The 22,191-nt window shown below is 47.1% G+C and carries 25 protein-coding genes; 1 reads left to right on the top strand and 24 read right to left on the bottom strand.

What is annotated here, in order from left to right; translation table 11 throughout:
* Positions 1-41 precede the first annotated feature (41 nt).
* From tatB to hisB, 9 genes are all read right to left on the bottom strand, one after another.
* Entirely contained in the window at positions 42-533 is a 492-nt protein-coding gene (gene tatB / locus NKE59_RS00585) for a Sec-independent protein translocase protein TatB (RefSeq protein WP_353438923.1), read from the bottom strand.
* Between the two features lie 66 nt (positions 534-599).
* Positions 600-827 carry a Sec-independent protein translocase subunit TatA gene (gene tatA / locus NKE59_RS00580; RefSeq protein ID WP_353438922.1) on the bottom strand — a complete coding sequence of 76 codons (228 nt, stop codon included), beginning with the start codon at positions 825-827 and terminating at the stop codon, positions 600-602.
* A 17-nt stretch (positions 828-844) separates the two neighbouring features.
* Positions 845-1,210, bottom strand: a complete 366-nt coding sequence (locus tag NKE59_RS00575; RefSeq protein WP_353438921.1) for a histidine triad nucleotide-binding protein — start codon at positions 1,208-1,210, stop codon at positions 845-847.
* A gap of 61 nt (positions 1,211-1,271) precedes the next feature.
* Complete coding sequence (locus NKE59_RS00570; RefSeq protein WP_353438920.1) at positions 1,272-1,652, bottom strand: phosphoribosyl-ATP diphosphatase; 381 nt, start codon at positions 1,650-1,652, stop codon at positions 1,272-1,274.
* Complete coding sequence (gene hisI, locus NKE59_RS00565; protein WP_353438919.1) at positions 1,649-2,050, bottom strand: phosphoribosyl-AMP cyclohydrolase; 402 nt, start codon at positions 2,048-2,050, stop codon at positions 1,649-1,651. Before hisI ends, NKE59_RS00570 begins: the two co-directional genes overlap by 4 nt.
* Positions 2,051-2,066: 16 nt before the next feature.
* Complete coding sequence (gene hisF, locus NKE59_RS00560; protein WP_353438918.1) at positions 2,067-2,828, bottom strand: imidazole glycerol phosphate synthase subunit HisF; 762 nt, start codon at positions 2,826-2,828, stop codon at positions 2,067-2,069.
* A 3-nt stretch (positions 2,829-2,831) separates the two neighbouring features.
* Complete coding sequence (gene hisA / locus NKE59_RS00555) at positions 2,832-3,578, bottom strand: 1-(5-phosphoribosyl)-5-[(5-phosphoribosylamino)methylideneamino]imidazole-4-carboxamide isomerase (RefSeq protein ID WP_353438917.1); 747 nt, start codon at positions 3,576-3,578, stop codon at positions 2,832-2,834.
* A 33-nt stretch (positions 3,579-3,611) separates the two neighbouring features.
* On the bottom strand, positions 3,612-4,262 hold the full coding sequence (gene hisH, locus NKE59_RS00550) for an imidazole glycerol phosphate synthase subunit HisH (RefSeq protein ID WP_353438916.1): 651 nt from the start codon (positions 4,260-4,262) through the stop codon (positions 3,612-3,614).
* A gap of 42 nt (positions 4,263-4,304) precedes the next feature.
* On the bottom strand, positions 4,305-4,892 hold the full coding sequence (gene hisB, locus NKE59_RS00545) for an imidazoleglycerol-phosphate dehydratase HisB (RefSeq protein ID WP_353438915.1): 588 nt from the start codon (positions 4,890-4,892) through the stop codon (positions 4,305-4,307).
* Positions 4,893-4,974: 82 nt separating this feature from the next.
* Between hisB and hisC the strand changes: the two genes are divergently transcribed.
* The gene (gene hisC, locus NKE59_RS00540) at positions 4,975-6,060 is read left to right on the top strand and encodes a histidinol-phosphate transaminase (RefSeq protein WP_353438914.1); all 1,086 of its coding nucleotides are present in this window, start codon (positions 4,975-4,977) and stop codon (positions 6,058-6,060) included.
* A 5-nt stretch (positions 6,061-6,065) separates the two neighbouring features.
* Here the strand turns inward: hisC and hisD are convergent, their stop codons facing one another.
* The 15 genes from hisD to NKE59_RS00465 form a co-directional block, all read right to left on the bottom strand.
* Positions 6,066-7,403 (bottom strand): histidinol dehydrogenase, encoded by a 1,338-nt coding sequence (gene hisD, locus NKE59_RS00535; RefSeq protein ID WP_353438912.1) that lies wholly within the window; start codon positions 7,401-7,403, stop codon positions 6,066-6,068.
* Positions 7,403-8,026, bottom strand: a complete 624-nt coding sequence (gene hisG, locus NKE59_RS00530) for an ATP phosphoribosyltransferase (RefSeq protein ID WP_353438910.1) — start codon at positions 8,024-8,026, stop codon at positions 7,403-7,405. The genes hisD and hisG overlap by 1 nt, the downstream gene beginning before the upstream one ends.
* 10 nt (positions 8,027-8,036) lie before the next feature.
* Positions 8,037-9,311 (bottom strand): UDP-N-acetylglucosamine 1-carboxyvinyltransferase, encoded by a 1,275-nt coding sequence (gene murA, locus NKE59_RS00525; RefSeq protein ID WP_353438909.1) that lies wholly within the window; start codon positions 9,309-9,311, stop codon positions 8,037-8,039.
* Positions 9,312-9,346: 35 nt separating this feature from the next.
* Complete coding sequence (locus NKE59_RS00520) at positions 9,347-9,586, bottom strand: BolA family protein (RefSeq protein ID WP_353438908.1); 240 nt, start codon at positions 9,584-9,586, stop codon at positions 9,347-9,349.
* A 22-nt stretch (positions 9,587-9,608) separates the two neighbouring features.
* Positions 9,609-10,385 (bottom strand): ABC transporter permease, encoded by a 777-nt coding sequence (locus NKE59_RS00515; RefSeq protein ID WP_353438907.1) that lies wholly within the window; start codon positions 10,383-10,385, stop codon positions 9,609-9,611.
* Positions 10,385-11,137 (bottom strand): ABC transporter ATP-binding protein, encoded by a 753-nt coding sequence (locus NKE59_RS00510; RefSeq protein WP_353438906.1) that lies wholly within the window; start codon positions 11,135-11,137, stop codon positions 10,385-10,387. Before NKE59_RS00510 ends, NKE59_RS00515 begins: the two co-directional genes overlap by 1 nt.
* Positions 11,138-11,139: 2 nt before the next feature.
* On the bottom strand, positions 11,140-11,400 hold the full coding sequence (locus tag NKE59_RS00505; protein ID WP_353438905.1) for an STAS domain-containing protein: 261 nt from the start codon (positions 11,398-11,400) through the stop codon (positions 11,140-11,142).
* Positions 11,401-11,402: 2 nt separating this feature from the next.
* Complete coding sequence (locus tag NKE59_RS00500; protein ID WP_353439869.1) at positions 11,403-12,032, bottom strand: ABC transporter substrate-binding protein; 630 nt, start codon at positions 12,030-12,032, stop codon at positions 11,403-11,405.
* A gap of 51 nt (positions 12,033-12,083) precedes the next feature.
* Positions 12,084-12,821: a VacJ family lipoprotein gene (locus NKE59_RS00495; RefSeq protein WP_353438904.1), complete on the bottom strand. Its 738-nt coding sequence runs from the start codon at positions 12,819-12,821 to the stop codon at positions 12,084-12,086.
* Positions 12,822-12,857: 36 nt separating this feature from the next.
* Complete coding sequence (mlaD, locus tag NKE59_RS00490; protein ID WP_353438903.1) at positions 12,858-13,355, bottom strand: outer membrane lipid asymmetry maintenance protein MlaD; 498 nt, start codon at positions 13,353-13,355, stop codon at positions 12,858-12,860.
* A gap of 64 nt (positions 13,356-13,419) precedes the next feature.
* Positions 13,420-14,235 carry a lipid asymmetry maintenance ABC transporter permease subunit MlaE gene (gene mlaE, locus NKE59_RS00485; RefSeq protein WP_353438902.1) on the bottom strand — a complete coding sequence of 272 codons (816 nt, stop codon included), beginning with the start codon at positions 14,233-14,235 and terminating at the stop codon, positions 13,420-13,422.
* On the bottom strand, positions 14,232-15,059 hold the full coding sequence (locus NKE59_RS00480; protein WP_353438901.1) for an ABC transporter ATP-binding protein: 828 nt from the start codon (positions 15,057-15,059) through the stop codon (positions 14,232-14,234). The genes mlaE and NKE59_RS00480 overlap by 4 nt, the downstream gene beginning before the upstream one ends.
* Before the next feature lie 6 nt (positions 15,060-15,065).
* Complete coding sequence (locus NKE59_RS00475; protein WP_353438899.1) at positions 15,066-16,529, bottom strand: glutamate synthase subunit beta; 1,464 nt, start codon at positions 16,527-16,529, stop codon at positions 15,066-15,068.
* 48 nt (positions 16,530-16,577) lie between these two features.
* Positions 16,578-21,329 carry a glutamate synthase-related protein gene (locus tag NKE59_RS00470; protein WP_353438898.1) on the bottom strand — a complete coding sequence of 1,584 codons (4,752 nt, stop codon included), beginning with the start codon at positions 21,327-21,329 and terminating at the stop codon, positions 16,578-16,580.
* 173 nt (positions 21,330-21,502) lie between these two features.
* Positions 21,503-22,186, bottom strand: coding sequence for a transposase (locus NKE59_RS00465; protein ID WP_353438896.1), 684 nt, complete (start codon positions 22,184-22,186; stop codon positions 21,503-21,505).
* Positions 22,187-22,191: the final 5 nt, after the last annotated feature.

Raw genomic sequence — 22,191 nt, 5'->3', positions numbered from 1 at the left:
GATTTTAGTGTTCTTTTGATTGTTGGTTTATTGTTTTGAGCTTACTTATGCAACACTGGTCGCTTAAAGCGCTTCACGCGTGCAGCGCCCGACTGAACTCTCGTACGAATTCCAGCGGAATGCTTAAACCATAATGGTCTCGCAGTACGTTTCACACCCCAACTATCTCGCCCCTGACGCAGGGCATCGCGATACACCTTGGTAACGTCTGGTGCTGATTCTAAAATAGCGCTAGCGTAATCATCGGTCTTTGGTTCTGCCTGATCACTGAGATTGACATTGGCTTCTTGCACCGTAGCATTTAAGGTGCTCTCCATCTCCTTCATGGCGTCGGTGCTCGCTTCACGCAGTTTCTTGAACTCGTCAAGCTCTATTTGGCGATTAACCTCGGAGCGCACTTCATTCATATAGCGCTGAGCGCGTCCAAATAAATTGCCCGCCATGCGAGCAACCTTGGGTAAACGTTCGGGACCCACCACAATCAAAGCCACCACTGCGATCAGGGCGAGCTTTGATATACCAAGATCAATCATCGATGCATCGCCGGTTCTTGATTAGCGCTAGTAGAAAAGTGTTCTGCTAAGTACAAATGGAATGGCTTAGGACTTATTAACGTCCTTCGCATGCACGTCCACTGTTTTGTCAGCAGGGGCTGCTTGCGACTGAATTTGATCGGTCTTAGCTTCTTCACCAGGCTTCATACCATCTTTAAAACCTTTCACTGCTCCGCCTAAATCTGAGCCGATATTACGCAATTTCTTGGTGCCAAACACCAACAAAATGATCGCCAATACGATTAACCAATGCCAAATACTAAATGAGCCCATCTCAATTTCTCCTAAAATTATTTTTTCCAGGGGCGTGGCCCGCCCATCACATGCAAATGCAAGTGGTAAACCTCTTGACCCCCATCAGCGCCATTGTTCACCAACACCCGAAAACCACCCTCTTTTCCAGGCCGAGATCCTTGTTGTAGAGCCAAACGCGGGGCTAATTCCATCATTCTACCTAGCAATGGTGCATCGTGGGCAGTGGCAGATTCCAGCATAGGGATATGTTTTTTGGGAATGATCAAAAAATGGACTGGGGCTGCCGGATTAATGTCATTAAAAGCGAGGATTTCTTCGTCCTCAAAGACCTTTTGGCAAGGTATTTCCCCTGCAATAATCTTGCAAAAAATGCAACTGGGGTCATGGCTGGAATGATTCATGGACATGGATCTTACCCGAAAACCTCCCCAAAACAAGGAGCGTGGGGCTACTTAGGGTTAATTAAGGCTTACGGGCCGCTTTCTCAGCCAAGCCCGAAACCCCCTCCCGACGCTTGAGTTCAGCTAAGACATCCTCGGGACGTAAATTGAACTTGGATAGGGCAACAAGACAATGGAACCATAAATCCGCCATCTCACCCACAAATAAGGCTTGGTGTTTTGGGTCCAATTGATGCTGCCGAGAGTCTTTGGCAGCCAACACGGTCTCGGTCGCCTCCTCCCCAATCTTTTTCAAAACCGCATCATCCCCCTTGGTGAACAGTTGGGCGATATATGAACTGCTTGCATCAATCTTGCCGGCAGCCAGATCGGCACGGCGCTGATCGACCACATCGGCAAGGTAGGCCAATACAGAATCTAAATTAGCTTTGCTGTCTGTCATGGCTTTATTGTATCGACCCAGTTACTGGCGACCGGGTCCCATTCATTAAAGAAACAACTGTGTCTGCCAGTATGGCAGGCAATACCACCCTTCTGATCAACAATGAGCAAAAGAGTATCGCCGTCGCAATCCAAACGGATCTCACGTATGGTCTGAAAGTGGCCAGACTCATCGCCCTTGTGCCATAACTTATTGCGTGAGCGCGACCAATAGACCGCCTCACCCTTTTGCAAAGTTTGTAATAAAGCCTCTTGATTCATCCAGGCCATCATCAAGATATCGCCCGAAGAAGCCTCTTGTGCAATCACAGGCACTAAACCCAGATCGTTCCAAACAATACGATCAAGCCACGGGCCTGCTTGCAAAGTGGGAGTCTTGGTTAATTTGGGCGTTGTCATATTTAGTTGAGCTCGATCAGTCAAGTCTAATCGCAATTCCCTTGCTCGCCATAAACTGCTTCGCTTCTTGTACCGTATGCTGCCCATAATGAAAGATACTCGCTGCCAAAACGGCATCCGCTTTACCAATCTGAATACCATCAACCAAATCTTGTAAACCACCTACGCCACCGGAGGCAATCACCGGCACGGAAACCGCATGACTCACCGCCGCAGTGAGCGTCAAATCAAAACCGTCTTTGGTGCCATCCCGATCCATGCTGGTTAAAAGTATTTCTCCGGCTCCTCGTTTGGCAACCTCTTTGGCCCATTCAATGACATCAATACCAGTGTTCTTGCGGCCACCATGCGTAAACACTTCCCAACGATTAGGGGCGCTTTGCTTTGCATCAATGGCCACCACAATGCATTGCGATCCATAGTAAGCCGAGGTCTCGGAAACTAGATCGGGGTTCGCAACTGCCGAGGAGTTCATGCTGACCTTATCCGCACCCGCATTTAAGAGACGACGTACATCGCTTAGCTCTCGAACTCCACCACCCACCGTTAATGGAATGAATACCTTCGAAGCAACGGCCTCAATGATGTGCAAAATTAGATCGCGCTCATCTGAGGTTGCGGTGATATCTAAAAAGGTGAGTTCATCAGCGCCTTGACCGTCGTAACGTTGCGCAATCTCAACGGGATCACCCGCGTCTTGCAAACCCACAAAATTTATACCCTTCACCACTCGCCCTGCAGTGACATCAAGGCAAGGAATAATCCTCTTATTGAGCATGCTTTACTGACTCTTACTAAGTTGATCAGCGTATTTTTGAGCCTCTGCAAAATCAAGGTCACCGTTATAAATCGACCGTCCAGCAATGACGCCCATGATGCCCTCGTCTTCTACCTTGCAAAGTGCTTCGATATCTTTCTTATTTGACAGCCCACCGCTCGCGATTACAGGAATGCGCACAGACTGAGCCAGTTTCACGGTCGCCTCTAGATTAATGCCCTTGAGCATGCCATCACGGCCTATATCGGTATAAATGATAGCTTCAGCGCCATAGTCCTCAAACTTCTTCGCCAAATCAATCACCTCATGACCCGTGAGCTTGCTCCAACCATCGGTTGCCACCTTACCGTCTTTGGCATCGAGACCCACCATGATATGACCCGCAAATGCAGTACAGGCATCTTGTAAAAATCCAGGGTTCTTCACAGCCGCTGTGCCAATAATGATGGTACTAATACCGTCATCCAAAAGTCGCTCAATGGTCTCTAGATCACGTACACCACCACCCAGTTGAACTGGAATGTCATTACCAACGGCTTTCAAGATCGCCTTAATGGCAGACTCATTTTTTGGCTTACCAGCAAATGCGCCATTCAGATCAACCAAATGTAAGCGTCTTGCGCCCTTACTTAACCAATGCTTTGCCATCGCAGCAGGATCTTCAGAGAATACCGTGCTACGGTTCATATCGCCTTGCTCAAGACGAACACAATGTCCATCTTTAATATCGATTGCGGGGATTAACAACATAAATAAATGGCGTAAAGGAAATGTTGTGTGGGATCAAGGTCGCCAAGCGACAAAGTTTTGATAGAGCTTAAGTCCGTGTTGAGCACTTTTTTCTGGATGAAACTGCGTAGCAAAAATATTATCCCGAGTCACGGCAGATGTAAACCACCCCCCGTAATTGGTTGATCCTACAGCATCTTCCGACCTACTGGCTTTTACATAATAGCTGTGAACAAAATAAAAACTGCTCATATCGGGTATGCCATGCCATAAAGGATGATCTTGGTCTTGACGGACCTGGTTCCAACCCATATGCGGGATTTTGTATTCTGAGCCGTCTTCTTGGGTTCCGGACAAGGCAAAACGAACAACTTTGCCAGGCATAAGTGCTAAGCAAGCGGTGTTAGTCGCCACCCCTGGCTTACACTCTTCGCTTTCTTCAAACAACATCTGCTCGCCCACACAAATTCCAAGAAGAGGTTTCTCGCGCGCAGATAACAAGACCGCATCAAGCAAACCAGAGGAGCGTAGCTGTGCCATGCAATCTGGCATCGCCCCCTGACCCGGCAACACAACTCGATCGGAGCGGAGGATCTCTTGCGCATCATTGGCAATGCTGATCTTGCAGTCTGGGGCGACATGATGCAGGGCCTGAGAGACCGAACGCAAATTACCCATCCCGTAATCAACAATGGCGATATGCATCGCTAGCTCAATCGATTCTTTAGCAATAGAAAGGGGGCAGTATTACAAACTTCCTTTGGTGGATGGAACGGCATTCGGGGAGCGCGGATCAACACTCAATGCCATCCGCAGAGCTCTTCCAAAGGCCTTAAATACAGTCTCGATTTGATGGTGCGCATTCACGCCCCGAATATTATCGATGTGCAGGGTCACTCCCGCATGATTGACAAACCCCCGAAAGAACTCAATGCTTAGGTCAACATCAAAGTCACCCACACGAGCACGAGTAAATGGTACATTGAACTCCAAACCGGGTCTACCCGAAAAATCAACCACGACTCGAGAGAGGGTCTCATCAAGAGGTACGTAAGAGTGTCCATAGCGAGTAATGCCTGCCTTATCGCCCACCGCCTTTGCAATAGCTTGACCCAGGGTAATGCCAACATCTTCCACGGTGTGATGATCATCAATATGAGTGTCGCCCTTGGCATGGACCTTGAGATCAATCATGCCGTGCCGCGCAATTTGATCGAGCATGTGGTCTAAAAAGGGGACTCCCGAGTTCAGATCGGCCTTACCCGTTCCATCCAAATTTAATGTAATTTGGATCTTTGTCTCAGAAGTATTTCGACTTACATCCGCTTGGCGCATAGTGTGGCGTTCAAAAAAATAAAATGGGTTTAGGGGTTCATAATATCATTTGTCATTCAAAATCAATCACTTCACTCCCTCTATGAGCCGCTTTTGGAACCCTGACCTACAAAATCTTAGCCCCTATGTGCCGGGTGAGCAACCGAAGCTTGAAAAGCTCGTAAAGCTCAATACCAACGAGAGTCCCTATGGGCCATCCCCCAAGGCACTAGCAGCGATTGCGCAAGCTAATAACGACAACCTGCGTCTGTACCCCGATCCGGATGCCAAAGATCTCAAAGAAGTGATTGCTAAGCATCATGGCATCACATCCAATAAAGTCTTTGTGGGCAATGGCTCTGATGAGGTCTTGGCGCATGCCTTTCTAGGTCTTCTCAAACACCCTAATCGGCCTGTTTTATTTCCAGACATTAGCTATAGCTTCTACCCAGTCTACTGCCAACTCTTTGGAATTGAGCATCGCACCATTGCCTTAGATGATCAGTTTGCCGTTCGGGTGGAAGACTATTTGGAATTGAGTAAACAATATGGTGGTAATGGCGGGATCATTTTCCCCAACCCCAATGCGCCCACAGGATGCGGTCTGCCACTTTCACAAGTCGAGTTATTGCTTCTTCAAAATACCGACAGCATTGTGGTGATTGATGAAGCCTATGTTGACTATGGAACTGAGTCTTGCGTACCTCTTCTGCAAAACAATCCACCTAATTTACTAATTACCCACACCCTTTCTAAATCACGAGCACTGGCAGGATTACGAGTTGGTTATGCATTAGGCCACCCAGACCTGATCACCGGTCTAGAACGAGTCAAAAATAGTTTTAACTCTTACCCATTAGGTAGGCTAGCGCAAGTGGGTGCAATCGCCGCGATGGAAGATCAAGCTCATTTGGATGCCATGTCGAGTAAAGTTATGACAACACGATCTCAATTTGTCAAGGAACTAGATGTACTTGGTTTTGAGACCCTGCCCTCCAGTGCGAACTTTGTCTTTACACGACACCCCAAACATGATGGCGCAAGGATCCATCAAGCATTACGTGATCGGGGAATTATTGTGCGGCACTTCAAAACAAAACGTATTGATCAATTCTTGCGAATCACCATCGGCACCGATGAGCAAATGAGCGCTTTCCTTGCGGCATTAAAAGAAATACTTTCTGTCTAAACCAATTATTTTTTCTTGAGGCGCATCTCAGCGGCACGCGCATGGGCTTGCAAGCCCTCGCCGTGCGCTAGGGTGCTCGCAATTGGTCCGAGCGTTTGCGCTCCTGCTTCGCTTACTTCAATTAAGCTTGAGCGCTTCATGAAGTCATAGACACCCAATGGGGAAGAGAAACGGGCGGTACGCGCCGTTGGTAAGACGTGATTAGGACCCGCACAATAATCCCCGAGAGATTCACTCGTATACGAACCCATAAAGATTGCGCCTGCATGCCGAATTTGCTCAGCCCAACGTTGTGGCTCTTGCGTACATATCTCTAAATGCTCGGCAGCAATCAGGTTGGCAATCTGACAGGCTTCATTCATATCGCTTACTTCAATCAACAAAGCCCTGTTTTGCAACGATGCTCGAATCACTTTCTCACGTGGCATTTGCGGTAATAGCTTTTGAATGCTCTGATTGACCTTATCAATAAAATTAGGATCAGGACACAGCAAAATCGACTGGGCTAATTCATCATGCTCTGCCTGCGAGAACAAATCCATCGCAATCCAATCGGGATCGGTGCTGCCATCACAGAGCACCAAGATCTCTGAAGGGCCGGCAATCATGTCAATGCCCACCGTGCCAAAGACACGACGCTTTGCAGCGGCCACATAGGCGTTACCAGGACCCACGATCTTATCAACCGCAGGAACTGTTTGCGTTCCATACGCAAGTGCAGCAACAGCTTGTGCGCCACCGATGGTAAATACGCGATGTACTCCTGCTAAATAAGCGGCAGCCAAGACTAAAGGGTTGCGAGCACCATCGGGGGTTGGCACCGCCATGATGATTTCTCCAACGCCTGCAACGGTTGCTGGGATTGCATTCATCAAAACAGATGATGGATAAGCTGCCTTACCACCTGGCACATAAATACCGACGCGGTCTAAAGGAGTTACTTTTTGACCTAAACGGGTACCGTCGGGCTCGGTGTATTCCCATGAACGACAACCTGCCGCCTCTTTTTGTTTCTCGTGATAGGCGCGTACCCGCTGTGCAGCAATCTCTAACGCCTTGGCTTGCTCGCTCGGTAAAGAACGATAGGCTGCTTCTAGATCTGCCTGTTTAATCTCAAGATCAGAAATACGATTAGCAGACAGTCGATCAAATTGTTTGGTGTAACTTAATAGCGCCTCATCCCCTCTAGACTTAACCTCAGCCAAGATAGCAATCACCACTACATCAATTGCTTGATCATCGGCCGATGGCAATGAAAGACTTGCCAATAATGTTTTCTTAAAGTTAGGATCACTACTCGTTAAACGTTGTACCATCACAGTTTGGTTTGATACCTTAGACATTACTGCCACGCATCCAGTAATTTTTTGATGGCCGTACGCTTACGCTTATAGGACGCCTGATTCACAATAAGGCGTGCACTGATATCGGTGATTGATTCCACCTCAACCAAATTATTAGCGCGCAAAGTGTTACCCGTGGATACTAGATCGACAATCGCATCAGCTAAGCCAACTAAGGGCGCTAGCTCCATCGAGCCATACAAATGGATCGTATCAATATGAACGCCTTTGTTCGCAAAGTGCTCACGGGCGCAATTGACATACTTGGTTGCTACGCGCAAGCGTGAGCCCTGACGAACCGCCCCTGCATAATCAAACCCATTCTTAACAGCTACCGCCATCCGGCAACGTGCAATCCCTAAATCGATCGGTACATACAAACCATCGCTACCCTTTTCTAAAAGGACGTCTTGACCGGCCACCCCAAAATCAGCCGCCCCAAATTGCACATAAGTAGGCACATCGGAAGCTCGCACAATAATGATCTGCACTTCTGGGTTCGAAGTTGGGATAATCAATTTGCGCGACTGCTCAGGATTTTCTAGTGGACGTATTCCAGCCTTAGCCAAGACTGGGGCTGTTTCCTCGAAGATGCGCCCTTTGGATAGCGCGAGTGTCAACATAATGCGTTGATTATTTCATGCGGCGGATGTTTGCGCCAATTTGGGTTAATTTTTGTTCCATCCGGTCATAACCCCGATCAAGATGGTAGATACGATCAACCTGGGTCTCCCCTTGAGCCGCTAAGCCTGCAATGACAAGGCTTGCTGAGGCACGCAAATCGGTTGCCATAACGGTTGCCCCCGAGAGCTTATCCACCCCCTCGACAATGGCTGTATTGCCCTCAATCGAGATATCGGCACCCAAACGATTGAGCTCTTGAACGTGCATAAAGCGGTTCTCAAAAATAGTCTCGGTAATCCGGGAATTTCCACTGGCAATCGCGTTTAAAGCCATGAACTGAGCCTGCATATCGGTTGGAAAGGCGGGGTATTCTGAGGTTCTGAAGCTCACCGGTTTAGGGCGACCTATCATGCTAGCCGTTATCCAATCCTTGCCCTTCTTCAACTTAAGGCCCGCTTCTTTTAACTTCACTAAGACCACATCCAAGGTATCGGGTCGACAGTTCTTAAGCGTGATCTCACCGCCGGTCGCAGCCACGGCACATAAAAATGTTCCGGTCTCAATTCGATCTGGGATGATGGAATGACTTGCACCGTGTAAAGCGGATACACCCTCAATCACCAAGCGGTCGCTACCAATTCCAGAAATCTTCGCTCCCATTTTTACTAAGAGCTCTGCTAAGTCCGACACCTCGGGCTCACGTGCGGCATTTTCAAGCACTGTAGTTCCTTCGGCTAAACAAGCTGCCATGAGCAAATTTTCTGTACCAGTAACCGTAATCATGTCGGTCAGAATCGCATTGCCCTGCAAGCGCGGCTTACCTTCCGCAATCTTAGCAACAATAAACCCTTTACGAATCTGGATGCCAGCGCCCATCGCCTTAAGGCCCTTAATATGCTGATCGACAGGTCGTGCGCCAATTGCACAACCGCCTGGCAACGACACCGTCGCTAGACCCATTCGTGCGAGTAATGGGCCCAATACCAAAATTGATGCGCGCATGGTTTTAACTAACTCATAGGGCGCTTCTGGGCTAATGATCTTGCCAGCGTTGAGACACAAATGACTGCGATCACTGGGGTCCGGGAAGTCAACCATCACGCCCATTTGCTGTAATAACTTCAGCATGGTACGTACGTCTTGTAAATCAGGCACATTATGCAACTCGATTGTGTCTGAACTTAATAAGCAAGCGCACAAAATAGGCAGGGCAGCATTTTTTGCGCCTGCAATCTGTACCTCGCCCTGAAGGGGTGAACCACCCGTCATTACTAATTTATCCATGAATCCGTTTTAATTGATTGATTCTGAATGAGTGCTTATTTAGCAGCAAACTCATCGGGGGTAAACGCCTTAATCGATAGGGCATGAATTTCTGCTTTCATGCGATCTCCTAAAGCTTCATAGACCATTTGATGCCTTTGCACCAAGCGCTTACCAGCAAAGTCAGGGCTCACAATCGTGGCATAAAAATGCTGGCCATCTCCCTCCACCATTAGATGCGTGCACGGAAGTTTGTCCTTGATATAGCCTTCAATCTGCTCTGGTGTGGGGAACATCTGCTTTCCTCATTCAATGGATTTAATACCGTAATTTATAACCTGATTGTAGTAAACGCAAAGCCAGGGCCGAGACAATCACAAAAAATCCTCCAACCACTCCTAGGCTCATCCAAGGCGAGACATCCGAGACTCCAAAAAAACCGTAACGAAAGCCGTCAATCATATAAAAAAAGGGGTTGAAGTGCGAAATGACTTGCCAGATCGTTGGCAAGGAATGTATCGAGTAGAACACCCCTGAGAGCATCGTCGCAGGCATGATTAAGAAATTCTGAAATGCGGCTAACTGATCAAACTTATCCGCCCAAATTCCAGCAATGAGTCCCAGCCCACCCAAAATAGCAGCGCCCAAGAAAGCAAACAACAAAATCCAAAGTGGATACTGCATACTGGGAACATCAAAAAATAAGGTGATGATCAAAACACCTAAGCCCACTACAATCCCTCGAAATACTGCCGCTAATACATAGGCTGAGTAAAATTCAAGGTGCGTTAATGGGGCCAAGAGAATAAATACTAAATTACCAGTAATCTTTGACTGAATTAAAGATGAAGAAGTATTAGCAAAGGCATTCTGCAAAATGCTCATCATCACTAAACCTGGTATCAAAAATGCGGTGTAACTTAATTTGTCATATACCACCAGCCGACCCTCTAATACATGACCAAAGATCATGAGATATAGAACGGCCGTTAAAACAGGAGCAGCAACGGTCTGAAAGGCAACCTTATAGAAGCGTTTAATCTCTTTACGCAATAGGGTAAAAAAACCGCTACCGTACTCCAATGCAGGTCGCATTATTGTTGATCCCCTGCCATGATTTGCATAAATACATCTTCCAAATCGGTCTCTTGTCCATCAACCCCGCGAGTCTTTCCATAACGCGCGAGTAGGTTTGCTGTGGTATCCAACGCCACCACCTGCCCAGACTTCAACATGGCAATACGACCACATAAACTCTCAGCCTCTTCTAGGTAATGTGTGGTTAATACAATAGTGTGGCCATCTTGATTGAGACGGCTAATAAATTTCCAGAGCGATTGACGAAGTTCAACATCGACTCCGGCAGTAGGTTCATCTAAAACTATCACTGGCGGACGGTGGACCAATGCTTGAGCAACCAAGACTCGACGTTTCATGCCCCCTGACAAAGAGCGCATATTACTATTCGCCTTAGTCGTGAGATCTAGATTGGCCATGATCTCATCGATCCAATCATCGTTATGCAAAATCCCAAAATAACCCGACTGAAATTGTAAGGTCTCGCGTACCGTGAAAAATGGATCAAACACGAGCTCTTGGGGAACCACGCCCAACATCCTGCGTGTTTCTAAGAAATGGCTTTGAACGTTTGTGCCCATAATGAAGGCCTCTCCCTGATCTGGACGACAAAGGCCAGCCAGTATGGAGATCAGGGTAGTTTTACCAGCCCCATTTGGACCCAACAGACCAAAGAATTCACCCTCTTTAACTTGTAGAGACACATCATCAAGAGCGAGTAAATTACCGTAGCGCTTACTTAAGTGCTCGACCGAAACTGCCAATGCCATACCTACTCTAAGCCTAGTAAATTAGAGATTCCGTAAACGCGGGCTAATACTTTTAACTTCTCGGGCGGGTTAAGTAAATCTAGGGTTTGATGAATGGGGTGGAGCTCCCGTTGCCAAGCCATAAGAACGGCAAGTACGCTGGAATCAAAATCGATTAAAGCAGAGCAATCAATTATCTGGCTTTGTCGAATACTTGCCATACCCTGCTGCTGAAGACCCATTGCATTACCTTGATTGACACAGGCAGGGAGCGCAAAACTCATGCTTATTTTTTTCCAGCCAACATAGCATTGCGCTCTTGCAAAAACCGAATTAAACCATCCACGCCATTTTGACTAATTTGATTGGCAAATTGATTACGATAGGCCTCAATCAACCATGCGCCCATGATATTAATGTCATAGACTTTCCAGCCATCATTGGTTTTCTCAAGTCGATAGTCCAAAGGAATTGGATCTGCCTTACCCACAACTACTGTTCGTACAATCACATCCGTATCACTAGGAGTGGCGCGTAACGGTTTATATTGCACAGTCTGATCACGAAGCTGACTAAGCGCTCCCGAGTAGGTCCGAATTAATAAATTTTTGAACTCCATGATGAGCTGATTCTGTTGCTCTGGACTAGCTTTGCTCCAATTTTTGCCCATCGCCAACTGTGTGGTGCGTCGCATATCGGTATGGGGCACAATTTTCTTCTCAACCAAGTCGACCACCCGAGGAATATTACCCTTCTGGATTTCTGGATCCGACTTAACCGAGATCATCACATCGGCCACGATAATTTTAATTAATCCATCTGGGGTATTAGAGTCGGGCGCTGACTGTGCATAGGCCGGGCCAACAAAGAAGGATATAGTGCTTACAAGAAGGGATAGGATGATTTTATTCACAATGATCGACACTAATTTGTGTAAAGCTAGATTTTAGTCGTTTCTAGACTTTTGTTACTGATATTGGTTTTCATAAACAGGCATGGGTGGCTCCTTGCCCTCTTTAGCCTGGTCAATCTGATATTGGCGCCTTTGAATATAGGCATCGCGAGTAAAGGTGTACTTATCAATCGCTGCACCCTCTAATAAATCCCCAGCCTCAAAGTATGTATTACGAGCATTCACAACACGTAATGCGGTCAAACTGTTACGCAAGGCAACATCGGGCAAAAGCCGGAATAAATAGTCGGTCTCCAAATCGGCAGCAGTTCCAAAAGTGTCGCGCACCGAGCTAGGCCCAAAGATTGGCAAGACCACATAAGGACCCGATGGAATACCCCACACACCAAAGGTTTGTCCAAAATCAGCCTTATGTTTTTCCAGTCCGCCTGGAGTAGCCATATCAATAAAGCCACCTAAACCAAAAATAGTATTGACGACCACGCGCATTAAATCACTAAAGGCCATACTAAAGTTGCCCTGCAGAAGATTATTAGCTGAGGTATAGATATCCCGATAGTTACCAAAGAAATTATCGATGCCCTGTTGTGCTGGTTTTGGCAGAATAAAACGATAGCCTTTCGTAATGGGCTTTAGTAAATAATCATCCAATCCTTCGTTAAAGGCGAAGACCGAGCGATTAAAAGATTCCCAAGGATCATTGGGAGAGCCCTCACTGCCAGGCGGAATGCTTGCGCACCCAATCATCGAGGCAGAAATAAAGAGAAGAAAAAGACGTTTTAAACTTGACACAGAGTTGTTAGTGTTATTTTGGTAGAGAGTCTAATTCTACTTCGATGAACCCTTGGCACCATCGCCTTTATCTTGCCCGCTATCGGCAGCCTTGTTATACAAAAACTGGCTAATTAAATTCTCCAAGACAATAGCTGATTGAGTTTGGGCGATCTTGCCACCTTCACCAAGCATTTGCTCATCTCCACCAGCCTCTAGGCCAATGTATTGCTCTCCTAGCAAACCCGAGGTTAATATTTTGGCCGAGGAGTCCTTCGGAAACTTATATACCTTATCAATGGTCATAGTCACAGTCGCTTGATACGTTGAGTCATCAAACTTGATATCCGCAATGCGCCCAACAACTACTCCGGCACTTTTAACGGGGGCCCTAGGCTTTAGACCACCAATATTGTCAAAGCGGGCAGATACGGTATAGGTGGGCGCAAATGAGATGGCGCTCATATTGCCAACCTTCAAGGCCAAGAACAACATCGCCAACATACCAATGGCAACAAAAATACCTACCCAGACATCAATTGCACTTTTTCTCATAAGAACCTCAGTTTATTCTGAATGGAACAATTACTGTTTAAACCATTCATTTTTATATTCACTCTCAATTGTTTGAGAACATCATGGCAGTTAATAAAAAATCGAGAGCCAATACCGCCAAAGATGACAGCACCACCGTTCGAGTCGTAGCCTGTGATACGCCCTCAGGGGTTGGCTTAGCCTCATAGCCCTGATATAGAGCTATAAAGGTCACCGCAAAGCCAAACACAATGCTCTTAATAAAACCATTGCCAATATCATCAAACAAATCAACACCGCCTTGCATCTGTGACCAAAAGGCGCCGCTATCAACACCAATTAGTGGCACACCCACTAAATAGCCGCCAAGAACACCGACCGCGGTAAAGATCGTAGCCAAAATAGGCATAGAGATAATTCCGGCCCATAGGCGAGGAGCAATCACGCGGCGCAAAGGATCAACCGCCATCATTTCCATCGCAGAGAGTTGCTCGCCTGCTTTCATTAAACCAATTTCTGCCGTTAAAGAAGTTCCAGCTCGACCAGCAAATAACAAAGCTGTGATCACTGGGCCTAACTCTCGAGTTAAGGACAAAGCAACTAATAAGCCTAGTGCCTGTTCTGAGCCATAACGTGTAAGTGTGTAATAACCCTGGAGGCCTAAAACAAAGCCTACAAATAAACCGGAGACCGTAATAATGACAAAAGAGTAGTTACCCACAAATAAGACTTGATCTGAAACTAAACGGGGGCGCTTTAATAAAGATCCCGATCGGAATAGCACAAGAGCAAACATACGAGCCGCATAACCAAGACCAGTAATATTGCGACGAATAAAAAATCCCAGGTCGCCTAGTTTATTCAGTAATCCACTAAATAACGAATTGGCTTCTGTACTCATGAAGACCTCACACCAAAATCAGTCGCAGCATCAACGCCTGGATAATTAAATGGAACCGGGCCCTCCGGTGAGGCATCTAAAAACTGACGCACAAAAGGATCGCTTGATTGATTGAGATCATCTGGCGTTCCCTCTGCACCGATTTTTCCATTCGCAATAAAGTAAACGTAGTCGGCAATTTCAAAGGTTTCTTCCACATCGTGCGTAACGATAATGCTAGTTGCCCCAAGCGCATCATTCAAATTACGGATTAAGCGGGCTGTAATCCCCAAACCAATAGGATCTAATCCTGCGAAGGGCTCGTCATACATGATGAGCGGTGGGTCTAGAACAATAGCGCGCGCTAATGCAACTCGTCTTGCCATGCCGCCTGATATTTGTGAAGGCATCAGATCACGTGCACCCCGCAACCCAACTGCGTTGAGCTTCATCAAGACTAGATCGCGGATGAGCTCTTCGCTGAGATTGGTATGCTCGCGCAATGGAAAAGCGACGTTCTCAAACACACTGAGATCAGTGAACAAAGCACCGAATTGAAACAGCATACCCATGCGTCGACGGGCTTGCATCAACTGATTGCCATTCATCGTACCGACATCATGGCCTTCAAAGTGTACTGAGCCCAGTTGTGCAATCACTTGACCGCCAATCAGACGTAAAACTGTAGTCTTGCCACAACCCGAGCCACCCATCACCGCAACGACTTGACCGCGCTTAAACTCCATATTGAGTCCGGAGAGAATTTTTCTCTCTCCAGGGGCGTAGGAGAAATCTACCCCGCGGATAGAAACTACCGCAGCATGATCATGATTTGCAATAGACATGCCTTATTATCGTGGCAAAACCGACGAGCCCATTAAAAACTCATCGACTGAGCGTGCACACTGACGCCCTTCACGGATTGCCCATACCACCAAAGACTGGCCGCGGCGCATATCTCCAGCAGCAAAAACCTTAGGGACATTTGTGTGATAAGCCTTATGACCATCGACCGTTGCTTTGGCATTGCCCCGCGGGTCTTTATCAACCCCAAAAGCACTAAGCATTTGTTGAGCAGGTGAGACAAAGCCCATTGCCAGCAAAACTAAATCTGCCTTGACCTCAAACTCTGAATTTGGGACCTCAGCCATCTTCCCATCTTTCCACTCCAGACGAACACCGATAAGTTTCTCAACCTTGCCATTTTTACCTTCAAACCGTTTTGTGGCTACCGACCAATCACGCTCACATCCCTCTTCATGGGATGAAGATGTCCGTAACTTTGTAGGCCAATATGGCCACACTAAGGGCTTATTCTCTTCTTCTGGAGGTTGTGGCAATAGCTCAAACTGAGTAACGTGTTTGGCACCATGGCGATTTGACGTGCCAACGCAATCCGAACCGGTATCACCGCCACCAATAACCACCACATGTTTATCCGTCGCACGAATCTCGTTCTTTAAATCGCCTGCAACCTCTTTATTTTGAGGAATTAAAAATTCTAGAGCGTAATGAATGCCAGCTAGTTCTCGGCCTGGTACCGGTAGATCACGAGGCTGCTCTGCGCCACCACTAATAATGACTGCATCAAAGTTTTTCATTAGCTCTTCGGGGCTTACCGTTTTCTGAGCATAATTTTTTACTTCCTTACCCAAACTATCCTTGCCAACAAAAACACCTGTGGCAAAGGTCACGCCTTCGGCTTGCATTTGCTCAACTCGCCGATCAATCAACCATTTTTCCATCTTGAAGTCAGGAATACCGTAGCGTAATAAACCGCCCACGCGATCATTTTTCTCATATAGAGTTACATCATGACCGACGCGCGCTAATTGCTGAGCCGCAGCCATACCAGCTGGGCCAGAACCTACCACCGCAACTTTCTTGCCGGTCTTGACCTTAGGAGGCTGTGGCTCTACCCAACCATTCTCCCAAGCCTTATCGATAATCGCATGCTCAATCGATTTGATACCTACAGGTAGTTCATTAATGCCGAGAGTGCAAGCAGCTTCGCATGGTGCCGGGCAAATTCGTCCCGTAAACTCCGGAAAATTATTGGTGGAATGTAAAACCTCTATCGCATTTTTCCAATCGCCCTGATAAACCAAATCATTAAAGTCAGGAATGATGTTATTCACTGGGCAACCGCTATTGCAAAACGGAATGCCACAATCCATACAACGTGCACCTTGTACCTTGGCATCGGCATCAGATAATGCCGCCACAAATTCTTTGTAATGATGAATGCGCTTGACAGGGGCTTCGTATTTTTCATCGACCCGTTCAAACTCCATAAATCCAGTCACCTTACCCATACAAACTCCTGTAATTTCTTAAATATGTTCTTGTCTTAAACTAGCCCGCTATACCGTGACCGACTTCTCTTTACCAAGTTGGCCCTGAGCGCGCTCCCACAATTCTCCTAAAGCGCGCTTGTACTCGGTTGGCAACACTTTCACAAAACGGGTACGGGACCTTTCCCAATCTGCTAAGAGAGCTTTTGCTCGCTCGGATCCTGTGTAACGGAAATGGCGTTCGATCAGAGTCTTTACGATCTGCTCATCCGTTTGACGCTCGCCACCCTCTTTCACATTTACGGGGGCATGCCAAGCAGACTTCGGCATTGCAGTTATTTGCTCAGCTGACGGCAATACTTTTTCAAGGCTGGCCATGCTGGTATTGCAACGCTTCTCAAAAAGGCCATCTTCATCATAGACGTACGCAATACCACCGCTCATACCGGCCGCAAAATTACGGCCTGTCTTACCTAAGACCACAATAGTGCCACCCGTCATGTACTCACAACCATGGTCACCCGTGCCCTCTACCACTGCAATTGAACCTGAGTTGCGAACCGCAAAACGCTCGCCAGCAACTCCATTAAAGAAAGCCTCTCCCTCGATCGCACCGTAAAGGACGGTATTGCCAACAATAATATTTTGGGATGTATCGCCCCGGAACTCATGCGGCGCACGCACAACCACACGACCACCCGAGAGTCCTTTGCCAACATAGTCATTCGCATCACCTACTAAATCGAAGGTAATGCCATGCGCTAAGAATGCTGCAAAGCTCTGGCCTGCTGTGCCATTCAATTGAATATGAATGGTGTCGTCGGGTAAACCAACGTGGCCATAACGCATAGCGACCTCGCCTGATAGCATTGCGCCCGCAGTGCGATTCACGTTACGGATTGGTACGATGAATGACACCTTCTCACCGCTCTCTAAGGCAGGCTCACTCTTCTCAATCAAAATATGATCCAGTGCAGAACCTAAGCCATGATCTTGAGTGAGGATTTGATGACGAGGCTCCTTAGCGGGTACATCAGGAAGCGCAAACACTTTACTGAAATCTAATCCTTGTGCTTTCCAGTGGTCTACCCCTTTACGGGTATCCAAAAGATCCACGCGACCGATCAAATCATCAAACTTTCGAATCCCTAACTGTGCCATGATCTCGCGCACCTCTTCGGCAATGAAGAAGAAAAAATTAACCACATGCTCTGGTTTGCCAGAAAACTTTTTACGTAACTCGGGATCCTGAGTTGCAACGCCTACAGGGCATGTATTGAGATGGCATTTACGCATCATGATGCAGCCCTCAACAACTAGCGGTGCGGTGGCAAAGCCAAACTCATCGGCGCCCAATAAAGCACCGATTACTACATCACGGCCAGTTTTCATTTGACCATCCGCCTGGACTCGGATTCGACTCCTCAAGCGATTCAGCACCAAAGTTTGTTGAGTCTCCGCTAGGCCTAACTCCCATGGTGAGCCTGCGTGCTTAATCGAGGATAGGGGTGAGGCACCGGTTCCGCCATCATGGCCAGCAATCACCACATGATCTGACTTTGCTTTAGCAACACCCGCTGCAACCGTACCAACACCGACCTCAGAAACTAACTTCACCGATACATCAGCTTTTGGATTGACGTTCTTGAGATCATGAATGAGTTGTGCCAAATCCTCAATCGAATAGATGTCATGATGAGGAGGTGGAGAAATTAAGCCGACTCCAGGAACTGAAAACCGTAACTTACCAATGTAATCCGAGACCTTGCCGCCGGGCAGTTGACCGCCTTCCCCAGGCTTCGCACCCTGAGCCATCTTGATCTGAATTTGATCGGCTGAGCGCAAATACTCCGTGGTTACACCAAAACGGCCTGAAGCAACTTGCTTAATCTTGGAGCGTAATGAGTCACCATCTTGCAGGGGAATATCCGCCTCGACGACATCCTTGCCCAAAACACTAGCAAGGGTCTCGCCCTTTTTAATCGGGATACCCTTCAGTTCATTCTTGTAACGATTAGGGTCCTCACCGCCCTCGCCCGTATTGGATTTTCCCCCAATCCGATTCATCGCAATTGCCAAGGTGGCATGCGCCTCAGTGGAGATAGAGCCCAAGGACATCGCACCTGTCGCAAAACGCTTGACGATCTCTTTAGCCGACTCCACTTCGTCTAATGCGATAGCTTTACTCGGGTCTAACTTAAACTCAAATAAACCACGTAGGGTCATTAAGTGTTTACTTTGATCATTGATGAGATTGGCATACTCTTTGTAGGTCTGATAGCCTTTCTCTGGGCCACTGCGTGTCGCATGCTGTAACTTTGCAATCGAGTCCGGGGTCCACATATGTTTTTCACCCCGAATGCGGAAGGCATACTCACCCCCTGCATCCAACATATCAGCAAGTACCGGATCATTACTAAAGGCTGCATGATGCAAGCGCAGGGCTTCTTCTGCAACCTCAAACACACCAATACCACCGACATTCGATGAGGTACCCTTGAAGTACTGATTAATTAACTCATTGTTTAAGCCAATCGCTTCAAAGATTTGTGAACCGGTATACGACATATAGGTTGAGATACCCATCTTCGACATGACCTTCTGCAAACCCTTACCGATGGCTTTCACAAAGTTTTTGATTACCTTCTCTGGCGATAGATCACCTGGTAAGCCTTTGGCCATTTCAGCGAGAGTTTCCATAGCTAAATATGGATGAATCGCCTCTGCACCATAGCCCGCTAGCAATGCAAAGTGATGAACTTCGCGAGCACTACCAGTCTCAACCACCAAGCCGGTACTCGTTCGTAAACCACGCTCTACCAAATGCTGATGAATCGCCGAAGTCGCGAGTAGCGCTGGTATAGCCATATGCTGGGCATCCACCTGACGATCACTCACGATTAAGATATTTAATCCGCTGCGGACTGCATCCGTTGCTTCGGCACATAAAGAAGCTAAACGTGCTTCGATACCCTCTTTGCCCCACGCTAATGGATAACAAATATCAAGCTCATAGGAGCGGAACTTCCCCCCTGTGTAATGCTCGATGTAGCGCACCTTGGTCATATCATCAAAATCTAATACCGGCTGACTAATCTCTAGCCGCATTGGTGGATTAATGTTGTTGGTATCTAAAAGATTTGGTTTAGGTCCAACAAAAGATACCAAGGACATCACCAGGTTTTCTCGAATTGGATCAATCGGCGGATTGGTCACTTGGGCAAACAATTGCTTGAAGTAGTTATACAAAGACTTACTGCGATCGGATAAGACTGCCAAGGGGCTGTCGTTGCCCATCGATCCAATTGCTTCTTCACCGTTTTGTGCCATGGGCGCCATCAAATATCTCAAATCCTCTTGGCTATAGCCAAAGGCTTGCTGACGATCTAATTGATTTGCTGCAGGACGAATATGTTTTTCTTCTTCTTGAAGATCTTTTTTGCTGACATCGAGCTCATCGAGCTTTACCCGTACTGCATCGATCCAGCTCTTATAAGGTTTAGCTTTAGATACCGAGTCCTTTAAATCTACGTCATCAATAATGCGTCCTTGCTCCATATCGATCATGAACATCTTGCCGGGCTGCAAACGCCACTTTTGAACGATCTTGTTTTCTGGTATTGGCAACACTCCAGCCTCTGAAGCCATAATGACCAGATCATCATCAGTTACGTAATACCGTGCAGGCCTTAAGCCGTTGCGATCCAAGGTCGCTCCAATTTGACGGCCATCCGTAAATGCAATAGCAGCTGGGCCGTCCCAAGGCTCCATCATGGCGGCATGGTATTCATAGAAAGCGCGGCGGTTTTCATCCATCAAGGTGTGCTGTTCCCAGGCCTCGGGGATCATCATCATCATTGCTTGCGCCAATGGATAACCCGACATCACTAAAAGCTCTAGGCAGTTATCAAAGGATGCGGTATCAGACTGCCCTGGGTAAATGAGTGGCCATAGTTTTTGTAGATCGTCGCCTAAAACTGGGGAACTGATCGCACCTGTTCGAGCATTGATCCAGTTGACATTGCCCTTCACGGTATTGATTTCACCGTTATGCGCAATTAAACGATAGGGATGAGCCAACTCCCAGGCAGGAAAAGTATTCGTTGAAAAGCGTTGATGTACTAATGCCAACGCAGATACTGCTTTACTATCTTGCAGATCGCAGTAATATGCGCCGACTTGGCTTGCCAAGAGCAATCCTTTATATACGATTGTTCTAGCAGACATCGATGCCACAAAATATTCTTTTCCATGCTTTAGGTGCAAATCCTTAATTGCGTGGCTACCCGTTTTGCGGATGACGTACAGTTTGCGCTCTAGTGCATCGGTGGTCATGATTTCGCGTCCGCGCCCAATAAAAATTTGGCGGATTACTGGTTCAGTCTTTTTAACTGTGGGCGACATTGGCATCTTCACATCGATAGGGACATCACGCCATCCCAATACGATCTGACCCTCTTGTCTTACTGTTCGCTCAAGCTCTTGCTCACATGCCAATCGTGAAGCACTTTCTTTGGGCAAAAAGATCATGCCAACGCCATACTCTCCAACTGGTGGAAGATTAACTCCTTGTTTTTTCATTTCAGCTCGATAGAGCGCATCTGGTATCTGTATCAAGATGCCGGCACCGTCTCCCATTAGCGGATCTGCACCAACTGCACCGCGATGATCCAAGTTCTCCAGAATCTTTAATCCTTGAGAAATAATCTCGTGCGTTTTTTTACCCTTGATGTGCGCGACAAATCCAACGCCACAGGCGTCATGTTCATGATTTGGGTTATATAGTCCTTGCGCTGTTGGGCGGAGTTCTAAATGATTCATTAGTCTTGGATCCAAATTTGTTCAATGCGGCGCCCAATCCCCATGGACTGGTCTATTTTTAGCCGGGAGAGTAAATATAGGTGAATCTACTTAGGGATGCAATAAAAATTAATTGTCTCTGTCCCGTTTTTATATGGGATAGATTAATGATTCATCCTAAAAAGGGGACAGATTCATGTTTTTTTAGGCCTACCCCGAGGTTTTATAAGCCAATCGTCTAAACCCAATTTCTGGTTTTTAGCTCTAAATTCAGGGCTCAGCCAAGGCTTTGAACGCAAAATATGGGCCGTTATCGTCTGATCCTCATGATTGGGGGCGCCTTCTCGCACAAAGCTAGCCCAAGCCAATTGCCTTTCAAAGGGGGTATTGCCCAAGCCCCAAAAAGTAGGGTGATCGGTCAACCAAGTCTCTCCTTTTCCGCCAATATGAGTTGCAAAACTAGTATTTTTTGAGTCCTCTGGCCGAATCTCCAATCCAGAGCGAACCGGGTTGAGCTCAATATAGCGTTGGCAACGTAAGACATAAGCAGGATCAATTAAGGAAGAACAAAACCGTCCAGCCCACATTGTTCCCGAGTAAGCACGACTTTGATTGAAGTACTGTGCATAGCGACGTCCGAGTGATTGCATTGTTCTGGCCAACGACTCTTCTTTATATGGGGTCAATAAAAGATGTGCGTGATTAGGCATCAGTGCAAACGCATGAACGGCGCATCCAAAATCTTTTGCAGCCTGACGCAGCCAATCTAAATAGTGTTTGCAATCAAGTTCATTTACAAAAATAGTTTGCTGATTATGGCCATGCACTAAAACATGCATAGCGTGGCCTGGAATCACAAAGCGTGCTTTGCGAGCCATAGTCT

Source organism: Polynucleobacter sp. UK-FUSCHL-C3, from assembly GCF_040409815.1.
GTDB lineage: Bacteria > Pseudomonadota > Gammaproteobacteria > Burkholderiales > Burkholderiaceae > Polynucleobacter.
This window is presented reverse-complemented; position numbering and strand designations above follow the sequence as displayed.